This is a genomic window from Flavobacterium frigidum (genome assembly GCF_048286735.1).
Classification (GTDB): domain Bacteria; phylum Bacteroidota; class Bacteroidia; order Flavobacteriales; family Flavobacteriaceae; genus Flavobacterium.
This window is the reverse complement of record NZ_JBLVPU010000002.1, coordinates 99593-123577: the sequence shown is the minus strand read 5'-3', so window position 1 is coordinate 123577 and position 23985 is coordinate 99593. Positions and strand designations below refer to the sequence as shown.

General features: G+C 32.9%; 19 protein-coding genes. All 19 read left to right on the top strand.

Annotated features, from left to right (window positions below; translation table 11 throughout):
* Nucleotides 1-14 precede the first annotated feature (14 nt).
* The 19 genes from ACNQGO_RS02035 (at nt 15) to ACNQGO_RS01945 (ending at nt 23844) form a co-directional block, all read left to right on the top strand.
* Complete coding sequence (locus ACNQGO_RS02035) at nt 15-998, top strand: SDR family oxidoreductase (protein WP_417984015.1); 984 nt, start codon at nt 15-17, stop codon at nt 996-998.
* Nucleotides 999-1117: 119 nt separating this feature from the next.
* Entirely contained in the window at nt 1118-2509 is a 1392-nt protein-coding gene (locus ACNQGO_RS02030) for a UDP-glucose 6-dehydrogenase (protein ID WP_417984014.1), read from the top strand.
* Between the two features lie 744 nt (nt 2510-3253).
* Nucleotides 3254-3718, top strand: a complete 465-nt coding sequence (locus ACNQGO_RS02025) for a UpxY family transcription antiterminator (protein WP_417984066.1) — start codon at nt 3254-3256, stop codon at nt 3716-3718.
* A gap of 513 nt (nt 3719-4231) precedes the next feature.
* Nucleotides 4232-5515, top strand: a complete 1284-nt coding sequence (locus ACNQGO_RS02020; RefSeq protein WP_417984013.1) for a nucleotide sugar dehydrogenase — start codon at nt 4232-4234, stop codon at nt 5513-5515.
* 40 nt (nt 5516-5555) lie between these two features.
* Nucleotides 5556-6560 carry a mannose-1-phosphate guanylyltransferase gene (locus tag ACNQGO_RS02015; RefSeq protein WP_417984012.1) on the top strand — a complete coding sequence of 335 codons (1005 nt, stop codon included), beginning with the start codon at nt 5556-5558 and terminating at the stop codon, nt 6558-6560.
* 439 nt (nt 6561-6999) lie between these two features.
* Nucleotides 7000-9414, top strand: a complete 2415-nt coding sequence (locus ACNQGO_RS02010) for an SLBB domain-containing protein (protein ID WP_417984011.1) — start codon at nt 7000-7002, stop codon at nt 9412-9414.
* A 154-nt stretch (nt 9415-9568) separates the two neighbouring features.
* On the top strand, nt 9569-10627 hold the full coding sequence (locus ACNQGO_RS02005) for a Wzz/FepE/Etk N-terminal domain-containing protein (RefSeq protein WP_417947851.1): 1059 nt from the start codon (nt 9569-9571) through the stop codon (nt 10625-10627).
* On the top strand, nt 10624-11589 hold the full coding sequence (locus ACNQGO_RS02000; protein WP_417984010.1) for an SDR family oxidoreductase: 966 nt from the start codon (nt 10624-10626) through the stop codon (nt 11587-11589). The genes ACNQGO_RS02005 and ACNQGO_RS02000 overlap by 4 nt, the downstream gene beginning before the upstream one ends.
* Before the next feature lie 60 nt (nt 11590-11649).
* Nucleotides 11650-12924: a nucleotide sugar dehydrogenase gene (locus ACNQGO_RS01995; protein WP_417984009.1), complete on the top strand. Its 1275-nt coding sequence runs from the start codon at nt 11650-11652 to the stop codon at nt 12922-12924.
* Between the two features lie 17 nt (nt 12925-12941).
* Nucleotides 12942-14390, top strand: a complete 1449-nt coding sequence (locus ACNQGO_RS01990) for a lipopolysaccharide biosynthesis protein (RefSeq protein WP_417946929.1) — start codon at nt 12942-12944, stop codon at nt 14388-14390.
* Nucleotides 14391-14458: 68 nt separating this feature from the next.
* The gene (asnB, locus tag ACNQGO_RS01985; protein ID WP_417946927.1) at nt 14459-16264 is read left to right on the top strand and encodes an asparagine synthase (glutamine-hydrolyzing); all 1806 of its coding nucleotides are present in this window, start codon (nt 14459-14461) and stop codon (nt 16262-16264) included.
* Between the two features lie 52 nt (nt 16265-16316).
* A complete protein-coding gene (locus ACNQGO_RS01980) occupies nt 16317-17519 on the top strand; it encodes an EpsG family protein (protein WP_417946925.1) in 1203 nt (400 codons plus the stop codon).
* 4 nt (nt 17520-17523) lie between these two features.
* Nucleotides 17524-18615, top strand: coding sequence for a glycosyltransferase (locus tag ACNQGO_RS01975; protein ID WP_417946923.1), 1092 nt, complete (start codon nt 17524-17526; stop codon nt 18613-18615).
* A 9-nt stretch (nt 18616-18624) separates the two neighbouring features.
* Complete coding sequence (locus ACNQGO_RS01970; protein WP_417946922.1) at nt 18625-19767, top strand: glycosyltransferase; 1143 nt, start codon at nt 18625-18627, stop codon at nt 19765-19767.
* Nucleotides 19757-20572: a glycosyltransferase family 2 protein gene (locus ACNQGO_RS01965; RefSeq protein WP_417946920.1), complete on the top strand. Its 816-nt coding sequence runs from the start codon at nt 19757-19759 to the stop codon at nt 20570-20572. The genes ACNQGO_RS01970 and ACNQGO_RS01965 overlap by 11 nt, the downstream gene beginning before the upstream one ends.
* Before the next feature lie 8 nt (nt 20573-20580).
* Nucleotides 20581-21171, top strand: a complete 591-nt coding sequence (locus ACNQGO_RS01960) for a DapH/DapD/GlmU-related protein (protein WP_417984008.1) — start codon at nt 20581-20583, stop codon at nt 21169-21171.
* 6 nt (nt 21172-21177) lie between these two features.
* Nucleotides 21178-21993, top strand: a complete 816-nt coding sequence (locus ACNQGO_RS01955) for a 2OG-Fe(II) oxygenase (RefSeq protein WP_417946916.1) — start codon at nt 21178-21180, stop codon at nt 21991-21993.
* A gap of 129 nt (nt 21994-22122) precedes the next feature.
* On the top strand, nt 22123-22941 hold the full coding sequence (locus ACNQGO_RS01950; protein WP_417946914.1) for a glycosyltransferase: 819 nt from the start codon (nt 22123-22125) through the stop codon (nt 22939-22941).
* Nucleotides 22942-23844, top strand: coding sequence for an NAD-dependent epimerase/dehydratase family protein (locus ACNQGO_RS01945; protein WP_417946912.1), 903 nt, complete (start codon nt 22942-22944; stop codon nt 23842-23844). It abuts the gene before it with no gap.
* Nucleotides 23845-23985 lie beyond the last annotated feature (141 nt).

Genomic DNA, 23985 nt, shown 5'->3' with positions numbered 1-23985 from the left:
TATAAAAAAAGCACATGCAAGAAGCAACCAAAAGTACGGTTTTGATAACAGGAGGCGCAGGATTTATAGGTTCTAATCTGTGTGAGTATTTTTTGTCCAAAAGCTATAAAGTGATTTGTTTTGATAATTTTGCAACAGGTCACAGGCATAATTTAAAAGACTGTATCAATCATTCTAATTTCAATTTGATTGAAGGCGATATACGCAATGCGAGTGAGTGCAATAACGCAGTGCAGGGAGTAGATTATGTCTTGCACCAAGCTGCCTTAGGCTCTGTACCCAGATCGATAAATGATCCGGTTACCACCAATGATGTTAATATTGCTGGTTTTTTGAATATGTTAGTAGCCTCTAGGGATGCCAAAGTAAAACGGTTTGTGTATGCGGCAAGTTCGTCAACTTACGGTGACTCTGAAGCGTTACCAAAAGTGGAAGACGTGATTGGAAAACCCCTTTCGCCTTATGCCATTACGAAATATGTGAATGAATTGTATGCAGATATATTTAGTAGAACGTATGGTTTAGAAACGATCGGGTTGCGATATTTTAATGTTTTTGGTCGAAAACAAGATCCAAACGGTGCCTATGCTGCAGTTATTCCTAAATTTGTAATGCAGTTGATGCAGTTAGAAAGTCCAAAAATAAATGGTGATGGAAATTATTCCCGTGATTTTACCTATATCGATAATGTGATCCAGATGAATGCTTTGGCCATGCTAACCCAAAATCCACAAGCCATTAATACGGTTTACAATACTGCGTATGGAGATCGGAATACATTGAACAATCTAGTAGGATATTTGAAAGAGTATCTTGCGGCATACGATGAAAGAATTGGAAGTGTTCCGATTGTTTATGGACCCAACAGAGCGGGCGATATTCCACACTCTTTGGCAAGTATAGATAAAGCAAAAATGCTGTTGGACTATGATCCAAAATATTCGATGCAGGACGGATTAAAGGAAGCGGTAGAGTGGTATTGGAATAATTTGAAGTGAGAAGTGAGAAGTGAATGGTGAGGAGTGACAATTGATGAGTGAATAGTGAGGAGTGAATAGTGTGATTAATGGGTAGTAAATGAAAATTAGAATAGTTGTATAAAATAGAAAATTTAGAAATGAAAATTACAAAAATATGTTGCATTGGAGCGGGATATGTAGGTGGTCCAACCATGGCAGTAATAGCGCAAAAATGTCCAGAAATTCAAGTCACAGTAGTCGACTTAAATGAAGAGCGAATTGCGGCCTGGAATGATGAAAATGTAAATAATATACCTATTTATGAACCTGGCTTGAGCGAAATTGTAGCCGAAGCGAGAGGAAGAAACTTATTTTTTTCTACACAGGTTGAAAAAGCAATAGAAGAAGCGCAAGTGATTTTTATTTCGGTTAATACCCCAACCAAAACCTATGGAAAAGGAAAAGGAATGGCAGCTGACTTGAAATATATTGAATTGTGTGCCAGACAAATTGCAAAGGTTGCAAAAGACAATAAAATAGTAGTAGAAAAATCGACGCTTCCTGTACGTACCGCTGAGGCAATCAAAAGTATTCTAGATAATACGGGCAATGGCGTACAATTTCAAATTTTATCAAATCCTGAATTTTTAGCCGAGGGAACTGCAGTTGATGATTTATTACATCCAGACCGTATATTAATTGGGGGAGATTCTTCTGAGGAAGGACAAAGAGCGATACAAGCATTGGTTGCCGTGTACTCAAATTGGGTTCCCGTTGATAAAATATTGACCACTAATGTTTGGTCGTCAGAATTGTCTAAGCTGACGGCAAATGCCTTCTTGGCACAACGTATTTCATCAATAAATGCAATGTCTGAACTGTGTGAAAAAACAGGAGCAAATGTAAATGAAGTTGCAAAAGCAATAGGAATGGATAGCCGAATAGGATCGAAATTCTTGAAAGCATCGGTAGGTTTTGGTGGTTCTTGTTTCCAGAAAGATATTTTGAACTTAGTTTACATTGCAAAATCATACGGATTGCATCAAGTAGCAGATTATTGGGAACAAGTGATTATCATGAACGATCATCAAAAAAGACGTTTTTCCAACCGTATTGTCCAAACACTATACAATACGGTGTCCGACAAAAAAATAACTTTTTTAGGATGGGCTTTTAAAAAAGATACTAATGATACCAGAGAATCAGCAGCTATTTATATTGCTGATGATTTAATAAATGAACATGCGCAAATTGCGGTTTATGATCCTAAAGTATCCCTTAAAAAGATACAGGATGATTTAAATTATCTTAATTCTAGAACCAGTGAAGCCAATGCCAGTAGCGTATTTTCCTTTGAAAATCCCTATGAGGCCTGTCAAAATGCCCATGCCATCGCAGTGCTCACGGAATGGGATGAGTTTGCAACCTATGATTGGCAGAAAATATACGATTCGATGCAAAAACCAGCTTTTATTTTTGATGGGCGAAATTTGTTGAATGGCCCAGCATTACAAGAAATTGGCTTTGTTTATCAGGCTATTGGTTCTTAAATCCTCACCCCAGCCCTCTCCGAAGGAGAGGGAGGTTAAGTGAAAAAAAGGAGTTCGTTTATTAAATAGATTTGTACACGTTAGAGAGCTAATAAAATTAGTTTTCGGTAGCAATTCTCGATACATTTTTATAAAAATGCTTTCGCTATTTTATAAAAAACTTCTCGAAGCGCTCGGTCAATGTCATTAAGTTAAGTGTTTATTTGTCATTCCGACGAAGGAGGAATCTCTGTTTGTTGCGCACGTTTGTTGCGATTTCTCCTTCGTCGGAATGACACAATCGTAGGGATTATTCCTTAGCTTAATGCATTGTTCGTTAGGCAGCTATCGGGATCAGACAGTGAAATCGAAGATTAATTAATACCCAAAAAACAATATTAAAAACAGGAATATTTTATTGTTATGCCAACGTATTTTACTTCTTATTACCAAGCATTCCGTTTTTATTTTTTTTGATCATGATAAATTGAAGGTTTAGCGAACACCACTTAAATAAAAGTGATTGCCCAAAAAAAGTAAAACCGTACTGGAATATTAAAAGCGCAATCGCTATTGAAAGTAGTTTAAACAGTAATGTGATACTTTGCGGTTAAAACGGATATAAGCGAGTCAAGTAGTTTCGCTGGCACATAATTTAGTGCCGATTTGTGTAATTCGTGGCTAAAAATAGTTAACGAACAATAAATAGATAGTTTATAAAATAACGGAATAACAAGAAAATGTTATTTCAATACAAAGAAAATGATGAATTGGTATGTAGTGTATACAAAGCCCAAATGGGAGAAAAAAGTTGCAGAACAATTAAAAAATAAAGGGATCGCTTGCTATTGCCCTTTAGTTACGCAGGTTCGGCAATGGTCTGATCGAAAGAAAAAGGTAGAAGTGCCGCTATTTAATTCGTATGTTTTTGTCCAGTTGCCCGAAACACAACGGAATATGGTTTTTCAATCGGTTGGAGTGGTGCGTTATTTGTTTTGGTTGGGTAAGCCTGCCATTGTTCGTGACGAAGAAATTGACACCATACAAAAATGGTTGGATCCAGCTCAGGCCAATGATGTAAGCCTACACTCTTTTCAAGTAGGGGATGCTATACAGTTAGAATCTGGCCCTTTTTCAAGTCAAAAAGCAATTGTTCAAGAAGTAACCAATACGCATTATTTGCTAGTTTTGGAGTCTTTGGGATGTGTTTTAAAAATGAAGATTAAGTAGTTTACTAAAACAATACCTATTTTGGTATGCTATAGTACTACCCATCTCGACTGCGCTCGATTTGACAAAAAGTAAGATTACTATTGTTGAAGGATTAAAGCATCTCGACTGCGCTCGATGTGACAAAAAAACAAAGATTACTATTGTTGAAGTATCAAAGCATCTCGACTGCGCTCGATGAGATAAAATAAGTTTAAGGGTGCGGTAAACTCAAATAAAGCGGCAACCGTTTTCAATTGCTGTAATTCAATTTTTTTTATCACTAATTTAGGAGATATTTAAATGTAAATAAAAGCAGTCTACAGTATCTTTCTTTTTGAATTTCAATAGTTTGTAATATATACACTGTTTGAGAAAAAATCGCTTGATGATCAACTGTGAATTATACAACAAAAAATGGCATATTGTTCCTATCTTTGCGCACTTATAATTTTCTGTACGCTACTTTTTATGTGGGTATGGATTGCGAAGCAGTAGGGTAAAGTGAATAAACGCTACTTTTAATTATTCAAAATGGATTCAAATATAAAAATAGCGGTAATAGGTTTGGGTTATGTTGGTTTGCCATTAGCACGATTATTTGCCACAAAATACGCTGTGGTTGGGTATGACATTAACCACGCTAGAGTTGCTGCGCTGCAGTCTGGTTCAGATAGTACGTTTGAAGTAGATGAGGTCACACTGCAGAACGTTTTAGTTTCTGCCCCAACTGATGCACGAGGTTTGTATTGTACCACAGACGTAAATGCTATTGCAGCATGTACCTATTATATTGTAACCGTACCTACTCCAGTTGATAAAAACAACCGTCCCAATTTGACTCCTTTATACAAATCAAGCGAAACCGTTGGTAGTGTATTAAAGAAAGGGGATATTGTTATTTATGAATCTACTGTATATCCCGGCGTTACTGAAGAAGAATGTGTTCCAGTTTTAGAACGGGTTTCTGGACTGGAATTCAATGTTGATTTTTTTGCAGGTTATTCTCCTGAACGCATTAATCCCGGCGACAAAGAACATACGGTTGAAAAAATTTTAAAAATCACGTCTGGTTCTACACCAGAATCAGGACGCCAAGTTGATGCATTATATCAATCGGTTATTACCGCGGGAACGCATTTAGCACCATCGATAAAAGTGGCTGAAGCGGCCAAAGTAATCGAGAATTCTCAGCGCGATATTAATATTGCTTTCGTAAACGAGTTGGCTAAAATATTCAACTTGATGCAGATTGACACCCAAGCCGTTTTAGCAGCAGCTAGAACCAAATGGAATTTTTTACCCTTTAAACCGGGTTTGGTAGGAGGACATTGTATCGGAGTTGATCCGTATTATCTTGCACAACGTGCGCAAGAATTTGGATATCATCCTGAGATTATTTTAGCAGGAAGGCGATTGAATGATAGCATGGGCGAATACGTGGCCTCTCAAGTAGTTAAACTGATGATCAAAAAAGGAATTTCGGTCAATGGAGCTACTGTTTTGATGCTTGGAATTACCTTTAAGGAGAACTGTCCAGATGTTCGCAATACAAAAATAGTGGATGTAATTGCTGCCTTAACCGATTATGGTATTGCAGTAACTACTTTTGATCCTATTGCTAATCCCTTGGAAGTAAAAAAAGAATACAACTTAGTCACCAAAAACGAATTGCCCAAACAGCAATTTGATGCTGTCATACTTGGAGTTGCGCACGATCAGTTTTTAGGATTGGATTATTCGCTTTTGCAAAAACCAACGAGTTTGTTGTATGATGTAAAAGGAGTGTTGGGCACTGTAGCAGATGGTAGGCTATAGTTATTGTAAAACAAAATCATAGTTTAATAAATACATTTTTATGGAAAAGCATTTAATAAAACATGTTATACTCACAGGAGGTGTTGGTAGTAGGTTATGGCCACTTTCTCGTAAAAGTCAACCCAAGCAATACCTTGCTATTTTTGATGGAAAGTCTTTGTTTGAAATGACGGTAGACCGCAATCGCGCTATTGCCGATACTATATTGGTTGTCGGGAATATCGACAATTGCCATTTGAGTAAACAAGTATTAGAAAAATCAAATACAGATTATATCGATATTATTGAGTCTACGCCAAGAAACACCGCTGCGGCTATTGCTTTTGCAGCTTTTGCATCAGGGCCAGATGATATTTTAATTGTTACACCATCAGATCATATTATTGGCGCGATGGAGTTGTATGAAGAATCCATTCAAGAAGCTATTGCAAAAGCAGCTGATGGGTTTATCGTAACCTTTGGAATCATCCCTACAAAACCGGAGACGGGCTATGGGTATATCGAACGCAAAGGCGATGACGTGGTTTCCTTTCGAGAAAAACCAAATCAAGTAATGGCTAGAGAGTTTATAGCTACAGGGAATTTTCTATGGAACAGCGGTATGTTCTGCTTTAAAGCGACTGTTTTTTTAGAGGAATTAAAGTTGTATGCTCCTGAAGTATACGAAACTTCTAAATTAGCTTGGGAAAACAACCAAGCGGGAAATTTAGATCTAGATCTCTCTATGGCTATTCCTTCTATTAGTATTGATTATGCGGTGATGGAACGCAGTAAAAAAATAAAAGTAGTGTCGTCTCACTTTGAATGGTCCGATTTAGGATCCTTTGAATCGGTGTATGATTATTTGATCAGCATAGGTCATCCGATAGATGAAAACGGAAATATGGTCATTGGAACTACTAATTATACGGCTTTTGTAGGGGTCAAGGATACCATTTTTGTACATACCGATACCGCTAATTTAATTTTGAAAAAAGAATTCTCTCAGGATGTCAAGAGTGTGTATAATGCACTGGAGCGCGATAAGTCAGATTTGTTGAATTGAAACTAGTGCGTTTTGTCCTTCGCAAAGCATAAGATAATAGTGGGTTCCGCGTTTTAGGTGAAGGTATCTTAAAGTGAGAAGACAAGATTTCAAAACTAAAATTATGTAAAGTGCCTTAAACGACAATTAAAAAAAGTCAAAAAAACAGTACTATAAAATTTTAATTTGCTATAAAATTACGTGTTGTTTAATAGTTTAATTTTAAATATTTTGTAAGATTGAAATTAAATTTACTTGGTTTAATTTTTTTTTAATGAATATTGGATTAAATCTTTTGACCTAAATTTGCTATCCAAAAGAAAATTTGATCAGGCCGATGGTACTCGACAGCGCAGATCCATTGGGCATTGTTGCTGATTTCATTACAGAATAGAAATACGTTGCTCTAGTATAGGACTAACAGCTGGTGCATTTAAAGAATTTAAATTTTAGAATAGATATGAAAAAAATAATTACAGTCACTTTATTGTTTATAGCACTTTTTCAGTCTTCTACTTTGTTGGCGCAGGACTTGCTAAAAAGTAATGATTTGAGTACGTTGAAAGTGGATAATTTGACAGATAGCGATATCGTAAAAATTAAAGCACAGCTGCAGACCAATAATATGACAATTGAACAAGCAGAGCCTATGGCTTTGGCCAAAGGAATGTCTGCAATAGAGTTTGCGAAATTAAAAACCAGATTGGGAGCACAGACCGCAAATGCAGAGAAAGCAAAAGGTGGCAATGCATCAGAGGAGGAATTAACTAGAAAACAAGATAAAATAGTCAATACCAAAGTAAAAGACACACTAAATGCTTTAATTTTTGGTTCAGAACTTTTTGATAATCCAACATTGAATTTTGAGCCTAATTTAAAATTGGCCACTCCAGTGAATTATATCCTCGGACCAGGAGATGAATTACAAGTTAGTCTATATGGTGTGCAAGAATTTAATGCTTCAGTTCCGGTAACCATCGAAGGCAAAGTAAACATTCAGTATGTAGGCCAAATTCCGGTTTCGGGAATGAGTATTGAAGCAGCGACCCAAAAGATACGCAATGCTATGGCTGGCGTTTACAGTACGATTCGTTCCGGACAATCGCAAGTTGGAATCAGTTTGAGTCGTATTAGAACCATTCGGGTAACCATCATAGGTAGCAAACAGCCTGGAAATTATTCAATATCCTCTTTAGCTACTGTTTATAATGCTTTGTTTTTAGGAGGAGGTCCCGGTAAAAATGGCAGTTACAGGAACATTGAGTTGTTGCGAGATAATAGGGTATATAAAAATATTGATATTTATCGTTTTTTGGTTAACGGTGACCAATCCGATAATGTTGGTTTAAAGGACAATGACGTTATTCGGATTCCGGCGTACACTCAAAGGGTAACAGTAGAGGGACAGGTCAAGCGTCCTGGAATTTTTGAAATGAAGAAAGGCGAGACTTTTAGTACTTTAATGTCTTTCGCGTCCGGCTTTAATGAATTTGCTTACACAGCCTCTGTAAATGTGTTGCAAAAAACGAATAAGGAATTCAAGGTAACAGATATTAAGGAGTCAGAATTTAATACCTATAAACCGATGTCAGGCGATGTGTTTCGGGTTTCTAAAATTTTAAACCGTTTTGAAAATCGCATTAGCATTGCAGGCGCCGTTTTTAGACCGGATACGTATTCCTTTTATGAGGGCATGCGCATTTCGGATCTAATTAGCAAAGCCGATGGATTAAAAGAAGATGCATACAGTAAAAGAGCTCGAATTATTAGACTCAAGTCTGATTTGACTACTGAGATTGTTATGGTTAATTTAGAGCAAGCGTTACGAGGTGATGAAGCCGCTAATGTGGCTTTAAAAAAAGAAGATCTAGTTACCGTTTATTCTATATTGGATTTTGTTGAGGAATATAAAATCACTATCGATGGCGAAATCAGACAGCCAGGAGTGTATGACTATAATGAGGGTTTAACTTTAAACGATTTGTTAGTACAAGCCGGTGGTTTAACAGGTTCTGCATCGAAGAGAGTAGAGATTGCAAGGATGATCGTTTCTGAAAAAAATGACGATGCCAATCCGAATAAGGCAGAATTGTTCAACATCGAGATTGCTCCCGACAACAATGAGCAAGCCAAAAATTTTGAATTGCGTCCGTTTGATGTCATTAACATTAGAAAAATGGCGGTCTATGAAAAACCGGAGATGGTAACTATCACTGGTGCGGTGGAGTATGCAGGTAAGTACGTTTTGGCCAACAAAAAAGAAAGAGTTTTTGATGTAGTAATGAGAGCAGGTGGATTAACGTCAGTAGCCAATGTGAATGGTGTTAAAATCAAAAGACCAATTCAAGCCAAGCAAATTGAGGAAGTAGAGAGTATTAATCTCAATTTAGGAACTAAAGACAGCATTCAAAATAAATTAGAGAAGAAACTAAAAGAGGATTTAAAATATGCTACAATCCCAGTGAATTGGGATGCGATTTTAAAAAATCAGCAAAGCAGCACCAACATTATTTTGTTTCCTGGAGACGCTATTGAAGTGGCAACTTTTAACGAAGGAGTAAAGGTAACGGGTAACGTATTGTTAACTTCAGAAATTCCGTATAAAAAAGGAAGAGGATTTGAATACTATCTCGATGCTGTGGGAGGCGCTGATAACAAAGGCTGGAAAAGAAAGTCATACATCATTTACCCAAACGGACAAGCTTCAGTTACACGTCAGTTCTTATTCATAAGAAACCATCCTAAAGTAATACCAGGATCTCAAATTATTGTTCCTGAAAAACCAGAGAGAAAAAAGATGAGTACGGGAGAATTTGTAAGTATTGCAGGAGTTTTAGCGAGTTTGGCAGGAGTTATTATTGCGATATTAAGGTAGTGGTCAGTATTCAGTGATCAGCATTCAGGTTGCAGTGATCAGTGATCAGGTTACAGTGTTCAGTGATCAGGTTGCAGTCTCAGATAACAGGAGCCCATTTAAAATAAATATTTCAATACAATTAAACAAAATACAAGCGTAAAATCTTGAAACAATGAATAAAGAAATACCTAACGACGAAATATCGCTTAAAGAACTAATTGAAAAAGGAAAGGAATGGTTTTCTTATTTGCTTTCGCAATGGAAAATCATTGTTTTGGCAGGCGTAATAGGAGCTGTTTTAGGATTAGCCTATTCTTTTATCAAAAAACCAGTGTATACCGCTACTTTGTCCTATGCATTAGAAGATGAAAAATCAGGTTCGGGATTAGGGGCCTTAAGTTTGGCGAGTTCATTTGGTTTGGATTTGGGATCCAGCGGCGGAGGAGTTTTTTCTGCAGCCAACCTAATGGAGTTTTTTAAGTCACGTTCCATGGTTGAAAAAACATTGTTGTCACCAGTAGTATTTCAAGGAAAAAATATATCTCTGGCAGAGATGTACATTCAAGACAAGAAGTGGCGTGACAACTGGAAGGAAAAACCCAAACTAAAAAGTATCCAGTTTTTACCCAATGCCAATAGGAATCAATTTACAAGAGAACAAGACAGTATTTTAGGATTGATTTATAGTGATTTATCAAAAAGTGGTCTAACGGTGGAACAAAAGGATAAAAAAGTGGCCATCGGCACGATTACGACACAGTCTACCAATGAGTTTTTTGCTAAATATTTTACCGAATCTTTGGTAAAAGAAGTATCCTATTTTTACGTTACTACGAAGAGTAAAAAAGCCCGCATGAACATGGATATTTTGCAAAGACAAACAGATTCTATTCGTCGTGAGTTAAACGGAGCGATTACGGGTGTGGCTGTTGCCAATGATATTACTTTTGGATTGAATCCAGCTATGAATGTTCGTCGCGCACCGTCTGCCAGAAGACAGGTCGATGTGCAGGCCAATACGGCCATATTAACCGAGTTGGTAAAACAAACAGAATTAGCGAAAGTTACTTTGCGTAAGGAAACCCCATTAATTCAGGTGATAGATCGTCCTATTTTGCCTTTGAAAAAGGAAAAGTTAGGAAAAGTGAAAGGACTGGCAATAGGAGGTTTTTTAGCCGGGTTTATAATGTTACTTTTTTTAGCGGGAAATAAACTTTTTAAAAATTTATGAAAATATTAATTACGGGCGGTGCAGGATTTATAGGATCTAATTTAAGTGAGTATTTCCTCAATAAAGGCTACCAAGTTGTTTGTTTAGATAATTTTGCCACTGGTCATAGAAATAATTTAGATGCATTTATAAATGACTTAAATTTTACTTTGATAGAAGGTGATATCCGTCATTTATCAGATTGTCAGAAGGCAGTAGAAGGTGTTGATTATGTGTTGCACCAAGCCGCTTTGGGTTCTGTACCGCGTTCTATCAATGATCCCATTACAACAAATGATGTAAATGTTTCGGGGTTTTTAAATATGCTTACTGCGTCACGAGATGCCAAAATAAAGCGATTTGTATACGCTGCAAGTTCATCTACTTATGGAGATTCTGCAGGTTTGCCCAAAGTAGAGAATGTGATAGGGAAACCGCTTTCTCCATATGCCATTACTAAATATGTGAATGAGTTGTACGCTGAGATTTTTAGTAAAACATATGGTTTGGAAACTATAGGTTTGCGTTATTTTAATGTATTTGGAAGGAAACAAGATCCAAACGGAGCGTATGCAGCGGTAATACCCAAGTTTGTGATGCAATTTATGAATTATGAAAGTCCGGTGATTAACGGGGATGGTAATTATTCTAGGGATTTTACCTATATCGACAATGTCATTCAGATGAATGAGCTAGCTATGACCACCGAAAATCCAGAGGCTATAAATACAGTTTACAATACCGCTTATGGAGACAGAACTACTTTGACACAATTAGTTGGTTTGTTAAAAGAATATTTATCTGTTTTTGATGCTAAAATAGGTAATGTTGAAGTGATACATGGTCCTAATAGAGCTGGAGATATACCCCATTCTTTGGCTAGTATAGAAAAAGCTAAAAATTTATTGGGGTATCGACCTCAGTTTTCTATACAAGATGGCTTAAAAGATGCTGTCGCGTGGTATTACAATAATTTAAAATAAAATCGTTAAGATTTATAATCTATATAGTTGTTAATTATAATATTAAGAATTTAATTAAGGATGAAAAAAATTGCAATTATTGGATTAGGTTATGTGGGGCTTCCATTAGCCAGATTATTTGCTACTAAATATCCTACTGTAGGATTTGATATAAATAAAGCTAGAATTTCTGCCTTAAATATGGGTCATGATAGTACTCTTGAAGTGGAAGACGTCGTTTTACAAGCAGTTTTAGTAAATCAACTTTCTGATGAAAATGGGCTTTATTGTACCCATAATTTAGAAGTCCTAAAAGGATGTAACGTTTTTATAATTACTGTACCAACACCAGTTGATAAAAATAATCGTCCTGATTTAACACCTTTATATAAATCAAGTGAAACTGTAGGTTCCGTTTTAAAGAAGGGTGATATTGTTATTTATGAATCAACTGTATATCCTGGTGTAACAGAGGAAGAATGTGTTCCTGTTCTTGAAAGAGTTTCAGGATTGAAATTTAACGTTGACTTCTTTGCAGGCTATTCACCAGAAAGGATAAATCCGGGAGACAAAGAACACACAGTAGAAAAAATCTTAAAAGTTACTGCAGGTTCTACTCCAGAAATAGGAGTAGTTGTTGATGAATTGTACAAAAGTGTAATTACTGCTGGAACTCACTTAGCTCCAAGTATTAAAGTTGCTGAAGCTGCCAAAGTAATTGAAAATTCACAACGGGATATCAATATCGCTTTTGTAAATGAGTTGGCTAAAATATTTAATTTAATGGATATAGATACCCATGCTGTATTAGAGGCAGCGGGTACGAAATGGAATTTTCTACCATTCAAGCCAGGATTGGTTGGAGGTCATTGTATAGGCGTTGATCCTTATTACTTGGCGCAGCGTGCTCAAGAATTTGGCTATCATCCAGAGATAATTTTGGCTGGACGCCGTTTAAATGACAGTATGGGAGAGTATGTAGCCTCGCAAGTGGTTAAGTTGATGATTAGAAAAGGGATTGCTATAAAAGGGGCTAATTTATTGATGTTAGGGATTACTTTCAAAGAAAATTGTCCTGATGTGCGTAATACAAAAATTGTGGATGTAGTAAAAGGACTAAAGGACTATGGAATTCAAGTTACTATATATGACCCAGTGGCTAATACAGAGGAGGTAAAACATGAGTATAATTTAGAAACAACCACTATTTTACCAGCCGAAAAATTTGATGGAGTAGTTTTGGGTGTTGCACATAAAGTATTTTTAGAAATGAATTTATCCTCGATGCAAAAAGATATTAGCATTTTGTATGATGTCAAGGGCGTTATGGGAGATAAAGTTGATGGTAAGTTATAATATTTAAATTACATTAATTGGGTTTAAAAAATAAAACAATTTCTGGAATGTTTTGGGTTTTTGTTGATAATGTTTTCTTAAAAGGATTTTCTTTTATAGGTACATTATTATTAGCAAAAATGCTTACTCCTAGTGATTTTGGATTAATAGCAATTATAACAATTTTTGTTTCACTAGGATCTATAATTGTTGACAGTGGCTTATCATCTTCTTTGATTAGAAATGTTAATAATGAAGAAAGTGATTATTGTACAGTGTTTTTTATAAACTTATTATTAAGTTTAGTTATGTACTTAATAGTATATTTTTTTGCTCCTATTATTGCTACCTTTTATAAGCAACCAATGCTGACTTCGATAATTAGGGTTTATAGTTTAAGTTTTATTATAACTGCCCTTTCTTCAGTTCAAATTGTAGTTTTGTTAAAAAGTTTACAATTCAAAAAAATTACGTATTTGAACATTCCAGGAGTTTTAGTAGGTAATATTTTAGCGTTACTAATGGGGTACTATGGTTTTGGAGTTTGGAGTATAGTTGCTATGTTTTTATTACCACAATTATTTCAAATGATTACATTATGGTTTGGTTCAGGATGGATACCTAAATGGATATTTTCTTTTGATAAATTAAAATATCACTATGTTTTTAGTTTTAAGTTATTAATCTCATCTCTTATTTCTTGTTTCGTTAGTAATCTATATAACCTAATAATTGGTAAAATTTATCCATTAAGAAAGCTTGGATATTTTGACAGAGGTAAGACTTTAAGTCAATATCCATTGATTATCTTAACGCAAGTTATAGGTAAGGTTACGTTACCAATATTATCAGAAATTCAAGGAGAGAAAGATAAGTTTGTAGCTGTTTTTAAAAAATTACTTGATTTTTCTTTTTTTATTACAGCACCTATTATGTTTGGGTTATCTGCAATTGCAAAGCCGTTAGTAATGATTATTTTAGGAGAAAAGTGGATGCCCTCCGTACCAATATTGCAAATTATTTGTATCGGAGGCGCTTTTTATACTATTGAGGTATTAAACATGAATGTAATTAAAATTTATGGACGTTCCGATTTGATTTTAAAAAAAGAAATTATAATTAATGTATTTATTGTAATTACTATTTTTATTTCATATTTTATTGGCTTTTACGCATTCATATGGAGTATAGTTCTTAATTCTATATTTACAACAATTATTAGCATGTATTTTTCAAACACTGTATTGAATTTTCCCATAAAATTACAGTTAAAAATAATTTCCGTTATTCTGCTTAATTCATTACTAATGTATTTAGTTATGTATTTATTTCAAGTTACATTTTGTGTAGGAATGAAATCGATTTATGAATTTATTTTTATGATAGTTGTAGGTTTTATTTCTTTTACAAGTTTTAGTTTTATTTTTAAGTCTCCATCATTTATTTATGGTTTGGATTGGATAAAAAATAAACTTTTACAGACATGAAGCACAAATTCTTAAGACGATTTTCAAGAAACTTTATAAGTTTAATTTATCCAAAATACTAGTAATTTATGTGCGGAATATATATAACGAATATACCTTTTCAAAAAGATGTTGTTGTCGATAAATTAAAGTCTATTGAATTCAGAGGACCAGATAATTTAGGGTATGAAAAAATTGGTTTAATTTCTTTAGGACATTTAAGATTATCGATTTTAGATTTGGATCAACGATCTAATCAGCCAATGATTTTTGAAAATCTTCATATTGTTTTCAATGGTGAGATTTATAATTATTTAGAGATTAAAGAAGAACTAACTGCATTAGGATATGAGTTTCATACTAAAAGCGATACCGAAGTTTTACTTTGTGGTTATAAAGAATGGGGTGCACAACTTGCTTCAAAATTGAACGGAATGTTCGCTTTTGCTATTTACGATGTTATTTTTAACAAGGTTTTTTGTGCGAGAGATAGAACGGGCGTAAAGCCCTTTTTTTATTTTTGGAAAGCAGGTCAGTTTGAAATATGCAGTCAATTACGACCATTGATTCATTCTAAAAGTAAAATATCTGAAGAAGCAGTTTCAATGTATTTAGATTGCGGTTATGTTCCTAGTCCTTATTCTATTTTGGATGATGTTTACAAATTGCCTCCAGGGAATACTATGATGATTGATTTGAATCATCAAACCATGATACTCTCAGAATATTGGAATCTTAAACCGATTAAAACGAGTGATATTTCTTATGAAGAAGCTAAATTTCAATTACATGAGCTTATAATTGATGCTGTCAAAATCAGGCTTCAATCTGACGTTCCAATCGGGGCATTTCTGTCTGGAGGCATAGATTCAGCATTAGTGTCTTCTATTGCTGCAAAGCTATCAAAAGAGCCAATAAACACCTTCACCATTGGCTTTGAAGACCCTTTATTTGATGAAAGTAAAGTAGCCGCTCAGTTTGGAACTTTTATAGGATCAAATCACACAGAGACGATTTGTGGTCCAAATGATGCCTTAGCTATGTTACCTATGTTAATCAAAGTTTATGACGAACCTTTTGCCGATAGTTCGGCTTTGCCTTCTTTACTTTTAAATTCGATCACCAAGAAATATGTTACCGTTGCTTTGTCTGGAGATGGTGGTGATGAAAGTTTTTTAGGTTATAATCATTTTGATTATTTAAAAAGATTTGAGAGAATTAGTAAAGTCCCTTACTTTTTAAGAAAATTTTGCTCATTATTTTATAATGAAAAGTTATTCAAATTTAGAGCTGATGGAATAAATTCATTGCTAAAAACGAAAGATAGCGATGACTATTCCAAAGGTATTTTTACTAGCTTTGATAGTATTCAGCTTAAAAAGCAAAATAGTTGGTTTGACTTTTATAAGGGATACAAGAAATGGTCAACTAATTCTATACAAAGAATGGCTGATTTGAATATTAAATTATGGTTAGAGAATGATAGCAATGTCAAAGTAGATCGTGCTAGTATGGCTTTTTCAGTAGAAGTGAGAAGTCCTTTTTTAGATTATAGAATTATAGAATTTGCAAGAACTCTACCAGTTACGTATAGGTATGACAAAGGGTTAAAGAAGAAAATTTTGCGAGATATATTATCGGAGTATATACCCGAAGAAGTTTTTAATCAATCAAAGCGAGGGTTCGCAGTTCCATTAAATAAATGGATAAGAGAAGATTTAAATCAAGTTATAGTAGAGGAGTTGTCGGATGAGTTTTTAAATAAGATTCCTAATCTAGATGTTTTGAAATTTAAAAAGCAACTTAAACTACATTTACAAGGTAAAACAGATTACACCTTTAATATTTGGAAACTATTTGTTTTGGCGAAATGGTATAAAGAATTCGATTTTTAGTATTTATAGCATATATACATAACTAACAGTCGTTAAGAATGAATTATTGAATATGAAAATAATTTTAAAAAAGTCTGATTTATTGAATGGAAGTCTATTTGTAATATCTCCATTTATGGCTATTCCCACAATTTTTTTGGGGATTGTAAATAAATCAAAATTCTCATTACAATTATTGGTATTGATGTTTGGAGTAGTCAGTTATATTTACATTCCTAATCTATCTGATGACAGAGCAAGATATTTTGAATTGTATGAAGATTTTAAAGATGGTACATTTTTGCAGTTATTTGCCTATTTAATGCTAACAGGACAGGATTTTGTTTTACAAACGATGTTTTATTTAGCATCACAAATAAGTCTTCCTGCCCAATTTGTTTTTGCATTTACGACAATTGTTACAATGAGTTTTATACTATACATTCATAGCAAAATTACTTTAGATTATTACTCTACAACTCCACAATTAAGGTTTATTGCTATAGTGTTATTGTGTCTTGCTATTCCTTATGTGGATTTATTGTCTGGTACTAGGTTTATGTTTGCAGCTTCATTTGTATTAATGGCTTTTTATAAAGGCTTAATTGAAAGAAGTAAAATAGCATTTTTATTACTCTTATTAGCAGTATGCATACATTTTAGTGTTTTTATTTTTGTTTTAATATTTATTGTATTGTATTTGTTTCCTAACACGGACAAGTTATATAAAGTTTTATTTATAGGTTCATTTTTATTTGTATTAATTCCGATTGATTATTTTATGTTTTTTTTCAACTCGTTGGGTATTTCCGAGGGATTGGAAATGAAAAGCGAAGCTTATTTGGGAGGTGATGATTTCGTAAAAAAAGGTTTAGAAGAATCATATTTGCAAAAGATAATGTATTTTTTATCACTAATTTGGATTTTCGGAATTTATTTTTATACTTATTTTAAGATAAAGAATAAAAGTATTTTTAAAAATATAGTCCTATTTACTGCCACGATAATTAATATCTTTTTCTCAGTCCCCACAGTCTATTTTAGGTATTCTATCGTGTTGGGTTTCTTTTTTGTTATTTTACTGATCATCGATTTGTATAAAAATAAACAAAAATTAGGGGTCTATTTTTTTGGAGTCATTTTAAGTTTAATACTTTTTATTCAAATATTATTTTCGTTGCCTAATATTACGAAAACATTTATTAATAAAAATTCTTTGGTATTAGTTTTAATTATGAGCAATCCGCCAATGAAAAGTAGTGATTTTATAGAATAAAAAAATGAAAAAAACAGTTTTTGTAGTTACTACCTTAGATTCTGGTGGTATTGAAAATTATTTATTGCGATTTTTGAGGTTCTTTGAAAATAAAATAGAACCAATTGTAATTTGTAGGGGGAATCATTTCGGCGAATTAGAAACTGAATATCGTAAAATAGATAAAATACAATTAATTAAATTGGATTTAATAAGATATAATGTTGTTTCATATTCTAAATTTTATACAATTTTAAGAAAATCTAAAGCTGACAGTTTTGTTGATTTTACTGGAAGTTATGCAGGAATTTTGATGCTATTAGCAAACTTAGCAGGCTTAGAAAAAAGAGTTTTATTTTACAGAGGATCAAGTCATGATTTTCAGCCTACTTTTTATAAAATATTATACGTTGACTTTTTAAAGAATTTAGCTCGATTAAATGCAACGAAAATTTTAGCCAACTCAAGAGCTGCATTTGATTTTTATTTTCCCAAAAGAGATTTTAATAACCCAAAATATCAAGTAATTTATAATGGAATTGATACTAATAAATTGATTTTTAATAGATATGATAAAATTGATTTCGGGATTCCACAAGATGGCTTTGTAATCGGTCATACAGGAAGATTTAATAGAGCTAAAAATCATGAAACAATTATTAAAGTTGCCGAAAAGATCTGTTCTAAATTTGACAATATTTATTTTGTATTGTGTGGAAAAAACACAGATATTTATTTAAAAAAAACTATTGATGAGAACGATATTTTGAGAAAAAAAGTTAAATTATTGGGGTACAGAGATGATGTATCAAGTATTCTTACAATTTGTGATTTATATTTCTTTCCATCAATAACTGAAGGGCAACCTAATGCATTAATTGAGGCTATGGTTGCAGGATTACCAATAATTACTTCTAATATTAATCCTATAATAGAAACTACACCACAAAAATTACATAAAGAACTGGTAAATCCATTAGATGTGATTGGTTTTTGTGAAATTATTGAAGAATATTATTTAGATAGCAATAAAAGAAAAGAATCAAATTTTTCAAATTGGGCTATTGATAGATTTTCGCCAATTGAATTATTTACTCAATTTTATTTAGAGTTATAAAAAAAAATTATGAAAAATATCGTTCATATTGTAGATACTTTATGTATCGGAGGCCGAGAAAATGTTGTAATTGATATTTGTAATAATTTAGATATTGAAAAGTATAACGTTTTTGTCATAACATTGACAAATGATGAAAATGATGCTAAAATAAAATTAAATTCAAATATCATATTTTTTTCATTGCCAATAAAGCATAATGATTTGGTAGGATTCAATACTTTTTTGAATTTTAGAAAAGCTGTTTTTAGTTTAAGAAAATTATTAGTTTCTATTGATCCTGATATAATTCATACTCATTCCTATTTACATAGATTATTAATAGCAGGTATTGCTATGAAGTCTATTTCAAATAATTTTAAATATTTTCATACAGTTCATACATCAGGGATGTATTATGATTCAAATCGGTTGTTAGACAAGATTAAGTTGTCAATTGACGGGTTTGCATTAGGTTTGAATAGACCTACGCTTATTGGTATTTCTGAAATAGTTCAGGAGAACAATATTAAATATTTTAAAAGTCAAACGAAGACATCTATATATATACCTAACGGAATAGATTTAGATATTTTTAATACAGAAAGAATTAAAGTTCATTCTTCATTGTTTGGAGTATTGGATGAAAATATTGTGATAACTTATGTAGCAAGATTGTGCAAAGGCAAAAATCATTTTACATTATTGAAAGCAATCACACTTCTTAAAAAGAAGCATCCTTCAGTTAAATTGTTTTTAGCAGGTGACGGAGATATGCGGGCAGAAATTGAAAAAATTATTATTGAAGACGGTTTGCAAGATAATATTCAACTATTAGGTTCTATTTCAAATGTAGAAGAACTTTTGATGGTTACAAAGATAGCAGTGTTTCCTTCTGAATTTGAAGGATTTACATTGACTTTGATTGAAAAGATGGCAATGGGTCTTCCAGTAGTGGCCGCGGATAATCAAATATTTAAAAAACTTATATGCAATGGAGAAAATGGTTTACTGTTTTCAATGTTTGACGAAGTTGAATTGGCAAAATGTATTTCTAATTTAATTGAAGATGATAAATTATATAATAAGATAAGTAAAAACGCATTATTGTTTTCTAAAATTTTTTCAATACAAAAAATGGTGTCTGAACACGAAATTTATTATGAAAAGTAAAATGCATATGATTCATTTGTCTGTTATAATACCTATGTTTAATTCTGAAAATACAATTTTAACCTGTATTTATTCAGCTTTAAATCAAACCTATAAAGGAAAAATAGAAATCATCGTTATAAATGATGGTTCCATAGATAATTCACAATTAATAGTTGAAGAAATTATAAAAAATAATAATTCAGATATTGAAATTCAGTTAATTAATAAAGAGAATGGAGGTGTATCTTCGGCAAGAAATGCAGGGATTAAATTAGCAAAGGGGGACTGGATTGCCTTATTAGACAGCGATGATGAATGGTTATCTAATAAACTCGAAAGACAAATTCAAGTACTAAGAGCCAATCCTACAATTGATTTTTTAGGAACTAATCGTAATGGGGAATATTTTGATAAAATCTTATGGAAAAAGCTCAGTGTCTTAACTAGGATTTCCCCTAAATTGTTAATGGTTAAATTTATTTTTGTTGTTCCTACCGTCATTTTTAGGAAAGATATTGTTTCTGATGTTGGATATTTTGATGAAACTCAAAAATATGCTGAAGAGGGGAATTATTTTATACGAATTGCTCAAAAATATAATTGTTTTCTTTTGAATGAAAGCTTAGTAATAACCGGAGATGGTAAAGCACATTTTGGTCATTCGGGCCTTTCGGGAAATTTAGTAGCCATGGAGAAAGGCGAATTAAAGAATCTAAAAGATGCTTTAAATTTAAAAATAATTAATCATTTAGAATATTCGTGTTTGCTTGTGTTTTCAATCTTGAAATATTACAGAAGAATACTGATTGTTAAAGCAAGATAAGGGTAGTTATGATAAAGAGATATGGTATTTTAGGAACGATGCGATTACTCGCATCATTGATTTATACAAAAATAGTTTTCAGACAGGCTAGACTCATTAGGCTACCATTCGATATAAGAAATAAAAGATATATAAAAATTGGTAAAAATTTCACCGCAGGTTTTGGTTGTAGAATTGAAGCTTTTCCTTTGAATGTAGATAACGAAATCTGCATTTCAATTGGTAAAAATGTACAAATAAATGATTATGTTCATATTGGGGCTGTTGGGTCTATTACAATTGGTGATAATGTTTTGATGGCTAGTAAAATTTACATCTCTGATCATAATCATGGAAGTTATGATGAGTTAATAAGTGATCACCCTTTGAGTATACCGATGGATAGAAAAGCAATATGTAAGCCAGTAGTGATTGGAAATAATGTTTGGTTGGGAGAATCGGTTTGTATTTTGCCAGGAGTGACAATTGGCGAAGGATGTGTTATAGGTGCATTGTCGGTTGTCACGAAATCGATACCGCCATATTCAATAGCAGTAGGAAGCCCCGCTAAAGTCGTTAAAGAGTATGATTTTAAAATTAATAAATGGATAAAAAAATAAATTATTATGAAATTAACTAGGGCATATTTAGCCGAATTGATATTTGATAAATTATTAATTCACAAAGAGAAATTAAAGAAAGAATTTAATCAAGAAGGAAGGATTAATTCATGTGTTATTGATGATCTTTTGCCTGAACATGTGGCTAAAGAAATTTACGCTGCCTATCCTTCTCCAGAGGAAATGGCATTGCATAAATCTATGAGAGAAAATAAACGTATTGCAGCTCAAATGGATTTATATAATCCGTTACTAGAAGAAGCGGTATTTGCATTCCAGGATGAAAGAATAGTTAAAATAGTTGAAGAGATTACTGGTCTAAAAGAAATGACTCCAGATGAGCATTTGTATGCGGGAGGTATTAGTTTGATGGCTACGGGTAATTTTTTAAATCCTCATTTGGATAATTCTCATGATAATGACAGAGAAAATTACCGTGTTTTGAATTTATTGTATTATGTTACCCCAGATTGGGATATAAATAATGGAGGAAATTTAGAGTTGTGGGATAACGGTATGGGGGAACCTCAAAGAGTGATTCATTCGAAATTTAATCGGTTGGTACTTATGATTACTAATAAAACTTCGATACACTCAGTAAGTAAGGTCACAGCCTTAGGTAAAAGGTGTTGTGTGTCAAATTATTATTTTTCTAAAAAACCAGCTGAAGCTTCTGAGTATTTTCATGTAACTTCTTTTTACGGAAGGCCAGAAGAAACGGTTAAGAATATTTTTTTAAGAGCAGATGCATTTTTAAGACAAACAATTAGAAGTTTTACTGGGAAACGAATTGTAGAGACAAAGCATATTTATAAGAAATAAGCTGTCTAGAGGTTTATTATGATGGTAAATTATCATAGCTCATTACTTAAATTATGAATAAAATGAATTTTATCGGGATGATAAATAATTGTAAATCAGGATACATTTTATTTATGGGAATAAAAAATAATGGATAAAAAAATAACTTCTAGTATTGTTCTATATAGAAACGACATCTTTATGTTGCAGAATGCAATCCAATCTATAACAAAAACAGGGGGGATTGATAAAATTTTTTTGGTTGACAATTCCCCTACGGACGAATTAAAAATACTGGTTACCGATTCTAGAATTGAATATATCCACAATCCTGCTAATCCTGGATTTGGAGCTTCCCACAATGTAGCTATCGTGCAAGCACTAGGGTGGGGGTCGAAATACCATTTCATAGTCAATCCTGATATTTATTTTGAGGGAAATGTGATTTCGCCAATGGTTAATTATATGGTAAATGATGACACAATTGGAATGATGATGCCTCAAATTTTGAATGAAGATGGAACGATTCAAAACTTGCCCAAACTTTTGCCGAGTCCATTCAGTGTTTTATGGAGGAAATTAAAAAGACCTGAAGCAGCCTATCAAAAGTTTATTAATCAATATGAACTTCGTCAAGTACCCAGAGATGTGATTTACAATGCGCCAGTACTTTCGGGTTGTTTTACCTTACTAAATCTTGAAGCTATAAAAAAAGTGGGAATGTACGATGATACTTTTTTTATGTATTTTGAAGATTGGGATTTGTCGCGTAGAATCCATATGTACTATAAAACCATTTATTTCCCAAAAGTTTCGGTCATACACGAATATGAATCAGGGGCTAATAAAAGTAAAAAATTATTTAAAATATTTATAAAGTCAGCAATAACGTATTTTAATAAATGGGGTTGGTTTTTTGATTCTGAAAGGAAGAAAATAAATAAGGAAGCTTTATCTCAATTCAAATAAATGAAAGTAGTAATAACAGGAACCACAGGATTTGTTGGCACAAATCTAAAAGACTATTTGAAGACTTCACATAAAATAGAATCGATGAGTGCTCGTTATATTCCTAATCAAAAATTTGAGTTTGAGACGGATGTTGTTATTCATCTTGCAGGAAAAGCACATGATTTAAAGAAAGTATCTATTCCACAAGATTATTATGATGCTAATTTTGAATTAACCAAACAGCTGTTTGATTCTTTTTTAAAATCGACTGCTTCCGTTTTTATATTTATGAGTACAGTAAAAGCAATTGCTGACACAGTCAATGAAATACTAACAGAAGATGCTCTTGCAAACCCTCAAACTCATTATGGGATATCCAAAAAGCAGGCAGAACAGTATATTTTATCGCATGATTTACAACAAGCAAAAAGAGTTTATATTTTAAGACCTTGTATGATTCATGGTCCTGGTAACAAAGGCAATTTGAACTTATTGTACCAATTGGTTTATAAAGGATTGCCATGGCCATTAGGAGATTTTCAAAATAAACGTTCTTTTTTAAGCATTGAAAATCTCTGTTTTGTAATACAAGAGTTATTAGAGAATATTACAATTCCTTCAGGCGTTTATCAAGTTGCAGACGACATACCTTTGTCAACGAATGAATTGATTCAATTATTAGGAGAAAGTTTAGAGAAAAAAAATACAATTTGGAAGATTCCTTCCTCATTTATTAAAGGTATTGCAAAACTTGGCGATTTTTTGTATCTGCCACTTAACTCTGAACGTTTGCAAAAATTGACGGAGAATTATGTGGTAAGTAATAAAAAAATTATAGAAGCCATGGGCAAACCTCTACCCGTTTCTTCTCCAGATGGTTTGATTGTAACATTCAAGTCTTTTGGTTCACAACCAGTATGAATTGAGTTATTTTAGAATACATGATCTTAGAATTTTTTAATCCTAATTACTATTGTTTCTTTTTTACACAATACTCTTTGATCTTAATTTTTAATTAAAATACGTTTGTAGTCAGTTGTCTATTAAATCTTTACATCTCAA

Coding starts and splice junctions, on each gene's coding strand:
- ACNQGO_RS02035 (WP_417984015.1), top strand. CDS start 15: ATGCAAGAAGCAACCAAAAGTACGGTTTTGATAACAGGAGGCGCAGGA.
- ACNQGO_RS02030 (WP_417984014.1), top strand. CDS start 1,118: ATGAAAATTACAAAAATATGTTGCATTGGAGCGGGATATGTAGGTGGT.
- ACNQGO_RS02025 (WP_417984066.1), top strand. CDS start 3,254: ATGAATTGGTATGTAGTGTATACAAAGCCCAAATGGGAGAAAAAAGTT.
- ACNQGO_RS02020 (WP_417984013.1), top strand. CDS start 4,232: ATGGATTCAAATATAAAAATAGCGGTAATAGGTTTGGGTTATGTTGGT.
- ACNQGO_RS02015 (WP_417984012.1), top strand. CDS start 5,556: ATGGAAAAGCATTTAATAAAACATGTTATACTCACAGGAGGTGTTGGT.
- ACNQGO_RS02010 (WP_417984011.1), top strand. CDS start 7,000: ATGAAAAAAATAATTACAGTCACTTTATTGTTTATAGCACTTTTTCAG.
- ACNQGO_RS02005 (WP_417947851.1), top strand. CDS start 9,569: ATGAATAAAGAAATACCTAACGACGAAATATCGCTTAAAGAACTAATT.
- ACNQGO_RS02000 (WP_417984010.1), top strand. CDS start 10,624: ATGAAAATATTAATTACGGGCGGTGCAGGATTTATAGGATCTAATTTA.
- ACNQGO_RS01995 (WP_417984009.1), top strand. CDS start 11,650: ATGAAAAAAATTGCAATTATTGGATTAGGTTATGTGGGGCTTCCATTA.
- asnB (WP_417946927.1), top strand. CDS start 14,459: ATGTGCGGAATATATATAACGAATATACCTTTTCAAAAAGATGTTGTT.
- ACNQGO_RS01980 (WP_417946925.1), top strand. CDS start 16,317: ATGAAAATAATTTTAAAAAAGTCTGATTTATTGAATGGAAGTCTATTT.
- ACNQGO_RS01975 (WP_417946923.1), top strand. CDS start 17,524: ATGAAAAAAACAGTTTTTGTAGTTACTACCTTAGATTCTGGTGGTATT.
- ACNQGO_RS01970 (WP_417946922.1), top strand. CDS start 18,625: ATGAAAAATATCGTTCATATTGTAGATACTTTATGTATCGGAGGCCGA.
- ACNQGO_RS01965 (WP_417946920.1), top strand. CDS start 19,757: ATGAAAAGTAAAATGCATATGATTCATTTGTCTGTTATAATACCTATG.
- ACNQGO_RS01960 (WP_417984008.1), top strand. CDS start 20,581: ATGATAAAGAGATATGGTATTTTAGGAACGATGCGATTACTCGCATCA.
- ACNQGO_RS01955 (WP_417946916.1), top strand. CDS start 21,178: ATGAAATTAACTAGGGCATATTTAGCCGAATTGATATTTGATAAATTA.
- ACNQGO_RS01950 (WP_417946914.1), top strand. CDS start 22,123: ATGGATAAAAAAATAACTTCTAGTATTGTTCTATATAGAAACGACATC.
- ACNQGO_RS01945 (WP_417946912.1), top strand. CDS start 22,942: ATGAAAGTAGTAATAACAGGAACCACAGGATTTGTTGGCACAAATCTA.